General features: G+C 41.0%; 12 protein-coding genes and 1 pseudogene. 6 read left to right on the top strand and 7 right to left on the bottom strand.

Translation table 11 applies throughout. The features are described from left to right. From C8322_RS14550 to C8322_RS05650, 3 genes are all read left to right on the top strand, one after another. Positions 1-420, top strand: a 420-nt coding sequence (locus tag C8322_RS14550; RefSeq protein WP_228156492.1) for an FAD-dependent oxidoreductase, incomplete at its 5' end; no start/stop codon positions are given. A gap of 302 nt (positions 421-722) precedes the next feature. Beyond that, positions 723-968, top strand: a complete 246-nt coding sequence (locus tag C8322_RS05655) for a hypothetical protein (RefSeq protein WP_004815514.1) — start codon at positions 723-725, stop codon at positions 966-968. Between the two features lie 173 nt (positions 969-1,141). Further along, complete coding sequence (locus C8322_RS05650) at positions 1,142-1,333, top strand: hypothetical protein (protein WP_004815512.1); 192 nt, start codon at positions 1,142-1,144, stop codon at positions 1,331-1,333. Positions 1,334-1,338: 5 nt separating this feature from the next. Here C8322_RS05650 and C8322_RS05645 read toward each other — a convergent pair whose 3' ends face one another. Then, entirely contained in the window at positions 1,339-1,977 is a 639-nt protein-coding gene (locus C8322_RS05645; RefSeq protein ID WP_004815510.1) for a LysE family transporter, read from the bottom strand. 132 nt (positions 1,978-2,109) lie between these two features. Then, positions 2,110-2,676 carry an FxsA family protein gene (locus C8322_RS05640; RefSeq protein ID WP_004815508.1) on the bottom strand — a complete coding sequence of 189 codons (567 nt, stop codon included), beginning with the start codon at positions 2,674-2,676 and terminating at the stop codon, positions 2,110-2,112. Positions 2,677-2,796: 120 nt separating this feature from the next. Between C8322_RS05640 and ruvC the strand changes: the two genes are divergently transcribed. Beyond that, positions 2,797-3,339 carry a crossover junction endodeoxyribonuclease RuvC gene (gene ruvC / locus C8322_RS05635; protein WP_004815506.1) on the top strand — a complete coding sequence of 181 codons (543 nt, stop codon included), beginning with the start codon at positions 2,797-2,799 and terminating at the stop codon, positions 3,337-3,339. On the opposite strand, the gene C8322_RS05630 is transcribed toward ruvC, so the two are convergent. Beyond that, positions 3,336-3,626, bottom strand: a complete 291-nt coding sequence (locus tag C8322_RS05630) for an acylphosphatase (protein ID WP_004815505.1) — start codon at positions 3,624-3,626, stop codon at positions 3,336-3,338. The genes ruvC and C8322_RS05630 overlap by 4 nt on opposite strands. A gap of 7 nt (positions 3,627-3,633) precedes the next feature. Then, positions 3,634-5,106 (bottom strand): bifunctional ADP-dependent NAD(P)H-hydrate dehydratase/NAD(P)H-hydrate epimerase, encoded by a 1,473-nt coding sequence (locus C8322_RS05625; RefSeq protein ID WP_004815503.1) that lies wholly within the window; start codon positions 5,104-5,106, stop codon positions 3,634-3,636. 23 nt (positions 5,107-5,129) lie between these two features. Here C8322_RS05625 and queG point away from each other — a divergent pair, with 23 nt between their 5' ends. Beyond that, positions 5,130-6,224 (top strand): tRNA epoxyqueuosine(34) reductase QueG, encoded by a 1,095-nt coding sequence (gene queG / locus C8322_RS05620; RefSeq protein WP_004815501.1) that lies wholly within the window; start codon positions 5,130-5,132, stop codon positions 6,222-6,224. A 106-nt stretch (positions 6,225-6,330) separates the two neighbouring features. After that, on the top strand, positions 6,331-6,540 hold the full coding sequence (locus C8322_RS05615) for a hypothetical protein (RefSeq protein WP_004892694.1): 210 nt from the start codon (positions 6,331-6,333) through the stop codon (positions 6,538-6,540). 149 nt (positions 6,541-6,689) lie between these two features. Here the strand turns inward: C8322_RS05615 and C8322_RS05610 are convergent, their stop codons facing one another. From C8322_RS05610 to C8322_RS05605, 3 genes and pseudogenes are all read right to left on the bottom strand, one after another. Next, a complete protein-coding gene (locus C8322_RS05610) occupies positions 6,690-6,935 on the bottom strand; it encodes a hypothetical protein (protein WP_004815496.1) in 246 nt (81 codons plus the stop codon). Between the two features lie 489 nt (positions 6,936-7,424). Then, positions 7,425-7,578, bottom strand: a pseudogene (locus tag C8322_RS14370) (aldehyde dehydrogenase); the annotation flags it as partial. Positions 7,579-7,785: 207 nt separating this feature from the next. Then, a complete protein-coding gene (locus C8322_RS05605; RefSeq protein WP_004815495.1) occupies positions 7,786-8,067 on the bottom strand; it encodes a hypothetical protein in 282 nt (93 codons plus the stop codon). Between the last annotated feature and the right edge of the window lie 101 nt (positions 8,068-8,168).

Raw genomic sequence — 8,168 nt, 5'->3', positions numbered from 1 at the left:
CTGGTGGAATTTGATACCAAACTACGTGCGGATCAGGTACTTCAGGACAAACTCAACAGCTTGCCAAACACCACGGTGATTAAGAATGCGCTTTCAACAGAAGTAGTGGGTGATGGTTCACAGGTAACTGCACTGAAATACAAAGACCGTGCGACCGATGAAGAACATACGGTTGAGCTTGCAGGGATCTTCGTTCAGATCGGTTTGTTACCGAATACGGATTTCCTGAAAGAAACCAAAGTTGAGTTAAGCAACCGCGGTGAGATTGTGATTAACGAGCGCAATGAAACCAACGTAAAAGGTGTATTTGCTGCGGGTGACTGCACCACAGTACCTTACAAGCAGATCATCATTGCTACAGGTGAAGGCGCGAAAGCATCACTGTCTGCATTTGACTACATCATCCGTTCAGGTCAGTAATCATTTGAATTAAATAAAAACAGCCTGCTTTATGCAGGCTGTTTTTATTTAAAGACTACATTAAATAGGCGATATGCTTGAATAGAGTCGTTGAGAATTTTTAAAGGGAATTCTGTTCATCATCAGATAATTTAAATAAATTAAAACTCTTTCTGGATAAAACATTGTCCACAATTGCTTACATGCTTAACCTCACTATGCACTATCGAATACAAACATTTCCTCACATAATATAAACACACAATTCAAAATTGATGTTTAAAAATAATAACCATAAAAACTAGTAAAATAAGGAGAAGAATATGCAGTATCAATATCATTGTGCATGCTGCAATAAAGCTGTTTCATCTACCGATACCTCATGTCCAAATTGTGGCTCACACAGCATCAGAAGTCCTTATAGTTTCTGGATGTTGTGCCTATTGGCCTGCTTAGCTGCAGCAGTCGTATTTAAAGTGGTTCATGTCTCTTCACAAGCCCAACAGGATGTACCCACCAAAGACACTATTTTCAATGCATTACAACTTGAAGTAAAACAATCTTCTTAATTCAAACAGTGATGATTTTCATGGTTCATTTTCCTCAGGGGCCTGATATTCAGTATCAGGCCAAATCATTTTATAAACACTGATTCTTGCAAGACTAGGTATATATCTTAGAAATTCCGCAATGCTCTGCCCAGTTGATTTACAATAATACAAGTCTTGTAGAGGTTTTGAGTATGGTGCAGTTAATTCGCAAAGGTGGTTTAAGAGAACGTGCGAACCGCAGTCGCAGTTATCAAGGTTCAGAAAATACAGAAGCCACGTTAAAACCAAACCGTTATAGCGCTTCACAAAAAACAGATGAAAAAAAAGAGGAAACTACTGTTTCCCCTATTTTAGTTGACCAAGATCTCTCTCGTCAGGATTGATCTTCTTAATTCATTAAAACCAATGCGTCATACCAAAGCCAGATTGCAAAGATCAGGAACAGTATGCCCGAAATCAAATCTATATAGTTGCCTGCACGTTGGTACAGCACTTTGATTTTCGGCTGAGAGATGAGTAGCATCAGCAAAGCAAAAGTCAGGAAAGTTTGTAGTGGAATAATCACTGCCAGCTGTGATTTCAGATAATCTGAAGCTGATGAGCTGAGGGCCAATGAAAAAACACTGCTAAAATAAATCAGTGTTTTGGGATTAGACAGATTGGTCAATAAACCCAAAGTAAAATAATTTTTCGCTTCATTCATCATTATTTGATCATCGCTGGCTTCATGGCGCTGTTTAAATGCCTGTAATCCGCCTTTGAGCATCGCCCAGCCCATTCTTGCCAGAAATGCTCCACCCACAATCATGAGTACTTGCTGAATCCAGGGGAATTGATCAATCAGCACGGTAAAACCAGCCAGGGTCAGTACCACCCAAACCACAATCCCAGCCGAAATGCCGGCAATAATTTTTAAGGTATTGGAACGATTAGTAGATGCTGCACTTCGTGCAATCAGCAGGACGTCCGGTCCGGGGCTCAGTTGAGCAATAAAATGCAAACCACAAATGGTTAACAACAAAGACATATTTCTTCTATTAGCGATGACTAAAACCGCAGCATTATAACTTTTGTTTAAATTTTCGCAGTACTTTTATCTTAATTTACTCACATAAAAAAGCCGAATCATGGGATCCGGCTGCATAAATGTAAATCGAAATTATTTTGGATTCACATCTTTCATTTCAATCTTTTTCGCCTCTGGCGTCACTTCACGTGCTTCACCATCAATAATGGTTGAATCGCCACGACCACCTTGCTGATTTTGCATTTCCTGCATCTGACGCATCATTTCTGCAAATGGATTTTGACCTTGAGCGCCGCCCATATCGCCCATCATGCCACCCATCATTTTTTCCATCATGGCTTGCTGGCGTTTCATCATGACTTTCATCATCGCTGCTTTAAATGCCTGCTGTACAGCCGGGATCAGCATTAATACCGCCAGCACGTCTGTAATCAGACCTGGAATCAGCAGGAAAAACCCAGCCAGAATTTTCGGCAGATTATTGGTCATGGCCGGATCGGCACTCATCTGGCCCATTTGCATTTGTTGCATCTGCGGCATGAGTCCGGTGGCATATTTGCGAATCAGGTTCATACCGATAAAGAATGCGGCCACAAACCAGAAAAAGACGTACCACATGCTCCCGACGAGGTCGCCCACGCCAATCCATACAAATACTTCCAGGATTACGCCAGCAAGGATAATAAGAAATAATTTCATGAAAATTAATCTAATCTCTATTCAATAATTAAGGATGTAATCAACTGCTTCATCAGGATCAAGCTTTTTTGATACGCTTATGTAACAATATGGGCATTATTTTATTTTTAAAGTGCAGGCATGTCATTAATTATTGGGATTGACCCAGGTTCACGTCTTACAGGGTATGGCATTATTCAAAAAGAAGGTTCCAAACTGTCTTTTGTGGATGCAGGAACCATCAGAACGGAAACTGCGGAAATGCCTGAGCGATTAAAGCGAATTTTTGCCGGGGTTGAACGTATTGTTAAATTCTATGGTCCGACAGAAGCGGCCGTAGAACAGGTCTTTATGGCACAAAACCCGGACTCTGCCCTGAAACTCGGCCAGGCCCGTGGTGCAGCCATTGCAGCATTGGTTAATCTGGATCTGCAAGTCGCTGAATATACGGCACGTCAGATCAAGCAGTCTGTCGTTGGCTACGGCGCGGCAGAAAAAGAGCAGGTACAGATGATGGTCATGAAAATTTTAAACCTCAGCATCAAACCCCAACAGGATGCAGCGGATGCCTTGGCTGCGGCAATCTGTCATGCCCATGCTTCGGGTAGCATGAGCAAGATGGCTGTGTTAAATGCGCTTGGAGGTATGGCACGTGGGCGTAGCCGTGTCAGCAGACGTCGTTAATCATTATATGAATATTTGATCTGAAAATTTTCAAACTGATATTCAGCAGGATTTAATTCAAGTTGTTGAATATCAGCCAAATCTGCATAAATTAGTCCCTTTTGACTACGTATAATCATCTCTTGAATTTTTCTCTCATCTCCAACCACTACAGCCTCTACCGGTGCAGTTGGCAGATTTTGTACATAGCCTTTTAATTCCAGTTCTACTGCCTGAACTGCAAACCAGTTTCGATAGCCTACTTTCTGCACTGTTCCTGAAATAATCAGTTTCGCGGCCTGTATCATGACTTCCCTAAAGATTAACCACTTTATAAATGGCTTGTTTCATATCCTGTGCCTGCAAACCACGCTGACCATATTTTGCCAACTCATCTCCGGCCAAGGCATGTAAAGTCACGATTTCATGCAGATGAATATTCTCATGGAACTGGGCTTTCAGACTGGCAATCATGCCAGCCAGTACATCGCCCATCCCTCCAGTGCCCATACCCGGATTACCCGCAGTACAGATATACAGCTGATCTTCCAGAATCAGACTGCCCGAGCCTTTCAAGACCCACTGTCCTTTGAATTTCTGCTGTAAGGTATGAATGGCAGCGATTCGGTCAGCTTCGATATCTTGAGTTTTATATCCTAATAAGGTTGCTGCTTCGCCCGGATGAGGGGTGCAATAAGTTCGTGGATTTAATTGTTCTGGGCGCTTTGCCAGGAACCACAGCGCATCTGCATCTAGTACGATCTCCAGCTGAGATTGCTGAATGGCACTAAACCAGAACTGATACTGCTGTTCAGCCCAGAGATCACGTCCCAAGCCCATACCAAAACAAACGGCATCTACTTGCTGTAACAGATTATCACGCTGATCTTCATCTAGGGCATTCATATCTTTGAGCATGATATTTGGTGCCCGTGAAAGGATTGCCGTATGATGTTTAGCATCACAAATAACAGTCACTTTACCCGCTCCTGCTGCAAATGCAGCTTCAGCTGACATGATTACCGCCCCGCCCATATCAGCATGACCGCCAATCACCAGTACATGTCCATAACTGCCCTTATGTCCAAAGGCCTGACGTTTGGGTAAATGGATGTGAGTACCAGATAATTGAGCAACAGGTTTCAATTCAGCATCGATTGGAATTGCAGATATACATTCTACCTGCCCAGCATAGGCTTTCCCCTGCCCGGTAAACAAACCTGTTTTAAGCCCCAGTGCCGTGTAAGTATAATCAGCCTGAATAGCGACTGGCAAAGGTTGCCCAGTATTAGCATGGAGACCACTTGGAATGTCGATTGCGATTTTTAAGCCCTTTTGAGCATTAATCCTTAGAATCATCTGTTGCCATGTGTCATTCAGATCACGGTTAAGACCTATCCCAAATAACGCATCAATATAGGCATCATATTCAGTCTGAAAATCAAAATGCGGATAGACTTTTATGCATGCATCAAGTGCTTCCTGACTCGCCGAAGCCAGATCCTGTGAACCACCCTTTTCTGCTGCATAAATCTCTATCTCAAAACCAGCCTGCTGTAGGTACTTCCCGACCAGATATCCATCTCCGGCATTATTACCCTGCCCACAACAGACCGCGACCTTTTGAACATTTTCTTCAATAAATAAAGGAATCAGGCACTGCACAATGCTCCAGGCGACTTGCTGCATCAGACCATAAGAACTGTTTTTTTTAGCAAACCAGCGCTGCTCCCAGGCTTGAATACTTTGGCTATGATAAACGGGGCTATGGTAAACTTGTTGCTGCATTTTTTATTCCCTGTTCCCGGTTTATGACTACACCCGATTCTCCCGCGCAAATTCAGGTTTTTCAAGAGGATCCAGAAGCCCTCAAAGCATGGATCAAAGTACAAGCGCTGGAATTGGGTTTTTCTGATTGTGTCATTGCCCGGCCGGATGCTCAAGCAGAATTGCCACGTCTGCAGGAATATCTGGAGCGTGGTTATCATGGCGATATGAAATTTCTGGAAGAAAATCTGGACAAACGTGCTAATCCAACACTATTAATTCCAAATACTCGCTCTGTGATCTGTGTGCGTATGGATTATCTGGTCGAATCACCTGAACCGAGAATGGTTCCCGATGCACCAAATTCTGCAATTATTGCCCGCTATGCCCGTGGTCGTGATTATCACAAGACCATGCGTGGTCGGCTAAAAATGCTGTCAGCTAAAATCAAAGAAAAAGTCGGAGAATTTGAATCACGTCCTTTTGCCGATTCAGCACCCGTTTTTGAAAAGTCTCTGGCTGAAAATGCCGGTATGGGCTGGACTGGTAAACATACGCTGCTGATTCATAAAAAATCCGGTTCCTTCTTTGTACTCGGCGAACTGTTTACTTCACTGGAACTGCCATTTGATGAACCGACGACCAAACACTGTGGTTCTTGTACGGCCTGTATCGATATCTGCCCGACACAGGCGATTGTTGAGCCGTATATGCTGGATGCACGGCGCTGTATTGCCTATCTTACCATTGAGTATAAAGGCATTATTCCTGAAGATCTTCGTCGTGGCATTGGTAATCGGGTATTTGGTTGTGATGACTGTCAGTTGATTTGTCCCTGGAACAGCTTTGCCAAGACGACGACCATTGCAGACTTTCATCCACGGAATGGACTAGATCAGGCCAGCCTGCTGGATTTATGGCAATGGGATGAGCCCACCTTTTTAGCTTCAACAGAAGGTAGTCCGCTACGGCGTACCGGTTATCAAAGCTTTATGCGCAATATTGCTATTGGTTTAGGCAATGCGCCATTTAATCCAGCGATTATTCAGGCCTTGCAAAACTCTCGCGCTCAACATGATGAAGTTGTACAGGTACATATCGATTGGTCGATTCAGGAACAACTTTCTAAATCCAGATAATTGTCTATTTTTACCTGGTGTCACAGATTCCCTTAAAAGCCTTACACACCTTATTTTCAGACTGTGGCATAAATTTAAATAGTCTCAGAAATGAAATGGAGGGACGATGATGTCATCAAAAAATCCAAATCAAGAGTTACTGGAACAGCTGCAAAATGAACACCAGAATCAAATTCAGCAACAGCAGCAACCTCAGCAGCATGGGCCAGTCAATTCGCCTAAGAACAATCAGCACGAGCAGGATGAACGGGTTTTAAATAAACAGCATCGAGCAGATCTGCAAAATCAGAATATTCATGGCAATCACCGTGAATAGGAATAAATCGATTCTGAAGTTAATAAAGCCCGCCTTAGGTGGGCTTTATGATATGAGTTTAAAATTTATTTATTTTTTACTTCATAAACCTTTTTAATTAAAGATTTTCTATTTATCAGGTCAGATTCAACTCCAATCACGTAAATAGATTATTTTTGATCGAAGTTAGAAGTGTCAGCAAAATTGTGTGCCGTAATCAGGATGCCATATTTCGCATTGAGGTAATCCCCTATCCGAATGACATCACTGCCATTGGCATGTTCTACTGTAAGTGTCTGAGTAATGGCATCATAATGCAGTGACTCGAAACTTTCCTGATGTATACTAAGCCAATGTAAGGTATCTGCGAGATTTTCATCAACAATATAAGTTTCAGCCTGAAAGTCTTTAGTCATTATGCCCCCATTGACGTTTTAACAATGCCATATTTTAACGGAATATTCTTAATTTCAGGCATAAAAAAGTGAGCAAATGCTCACTTTTCTGGGGGGTAGGTATTAATCTTTACTGATACCACACTTGCGACATTCTCGCTGTGTGCCAATTTCTTCCATGTGTTGATATTCATAAATGTGCAAGCAAAATATTTTTTTCAAAAGCTGAAGCATTGTTAAAACTCCTGTTTCACCATTATATAAATACGCTTCTGTAGTTCACTCTTCCTGAGTGTCTATTGTTGTTTTGATTAAAAAACCACCATTTACTTATAAACATAATTTTTCAAAATGTAAAATCAATTTCATACTTTTTTTAACTTTCCGATAAAGTTAAATTTCAATTGATTCATACTTTTAATCATCTGATGTGATGTATATCGCAATTTCGCCATCTTTGGAAATGATATCTTTTAAAAAAGCGAACCAAAGTCCGCTTTTCAATGAAATTTAGAAGAAACCGGCTGGCTTGGTTAAATAACTGACCAGTAGATTTTTGGTTTACTGAAATGATCCAGCATCATTTTGTGGTTCTCTCGGTCAATACCTGATTTTTATAACCGCCGAAAGCTGCATGCGCCGGATAGATATGATAACAGTTGCTTCATACAAGACCTACCTCGATGGTAGACCAGCCCGGTAAGCGGTAATCAGAAAAGTCTTAACGAATTTTTTACATAATCATCTAGTTATAGGCTACCTATTTCAATTACGGATTATTAAAAGTCAATTACACCGGAAATTTAATCTAGTTTGTTTAAATTTAATAAAATAAAAAATCTACATTTTTCTAGCTTTCCTGTTAATAGGCTTATAGCTTACTTAAATGATGAGACATATATGCGAGGTATAGGGTCTTGTCATTGAAATCAGGCATTTCAAAAACCCAGAATACATAATTCTTAGATCTAAACTTAAATTTTATATTTACAGCTTTTACTTCAATAATTGCATTCTCATTCTGTATTTCTGCAAATAGCTCTAAAATCGAGGTAAGGAATCTAAGCTTACTCACTGTGTTATATCTCGATGGTCTATAGAGTTTTAAAGCTTCAACATATATCAGCTCACACCATCCATCTTCATCATCCATTGGCTCTCATTTGATTATTTAAAATAGATAACGTAGTTGACTTATAACATAAGATCTCTTTCATAAATCAAAAAACGATCTTCTTTTTGGTTAATATTTGC

The organism is Acinetobacter sp. SM1B (genome assembly GCF_003289665.1).
Taxonomy (GTDB): domain Bacteria; phylum Pseudomonadota; class Gammaproteobacteria; order Pseudomonadales; family Moraxellaceae; genus Acinetobacter; species Acinetobacter schindleri.
The sequence above is the reverse complement of the archived record's forward strand: the minus strand, read 5'-3'. Positions and strand labels throughout refer to the sequence as shown.

Coding starts and splice junctions, on each gene's coding strand:
- C8322_RS05655 (WP_004815514.1), top strand. CDS start 723: ATGCAGTATCAATATCATTGTGCATGCTGCAATAAAGCTGTTTCATCT.
- C8322_RS05650 (WP_004815512.1), top strand. CDS start 1,142: ATGGTGCAGTTAATTCGCAAAGGTGGTTTAAGAGAACGTGCGAACCGC.
- C8322_RS05645 (WP_004815510.1), bottom strand. CDS start 1,977: ATGTCTTTGTTGTTAACCATTTGTGGTTTGCATTTTATTGCTCAACTG.
- C8322_RS05640 (WP_004815508.1), bottom strand. CDS start 2,676: ATGAAATTATTTCTTATTATCCTTGCTGGCGTAATCCTGGAAGTATTT.
- ruvC (WP_004815506.1), top strand. CDS start 2,797: ATGTCATTAATTATTGGGATTGACCCAGGTTCACGTCTTACAGGGTAT.
- C8322_RS05630 (WP_004815505.1), bottom strand. CDS start 3,626: ATGATACAGGCCGCGAAACTGATTATTTCAGGAACAGTGCAGAAAGTA.
- C8322_RS05625 (WP_004815503.1), bottom strand. CDS start 5,106: ATGCAGCAACAAGTTTACCATAGCCCCGTTTATCATAGCCAAAGTATT.
- queG (WP_004815501.1), top strand. CDS start 5,130: ATGACTACACCCGATTCTCCCGCGCAAATTCAGGTTTTTCAAGAGGAT.
- C8322_RS05615 (WP_004892694.1), top strand. CDS start 6,331: ATGATGTCATCAAAAAATCCAAATCAAGAGTTACTGGAACAGCTGCAA.
- C8322_RS05610 (WP_004815496.1), bottom strand. CDS start 6,935: ATGACTAAAGACTTTCAGGCTGAAACTTATATTGTTGATGAAAATCTC.
- C8322_RS05605 (WP_004815495.1), bottom strand. CDS start 8,067: ATGGATGATGAAGATGGATGGTGTGAGCTGATATATGTTGAAGCTTTA.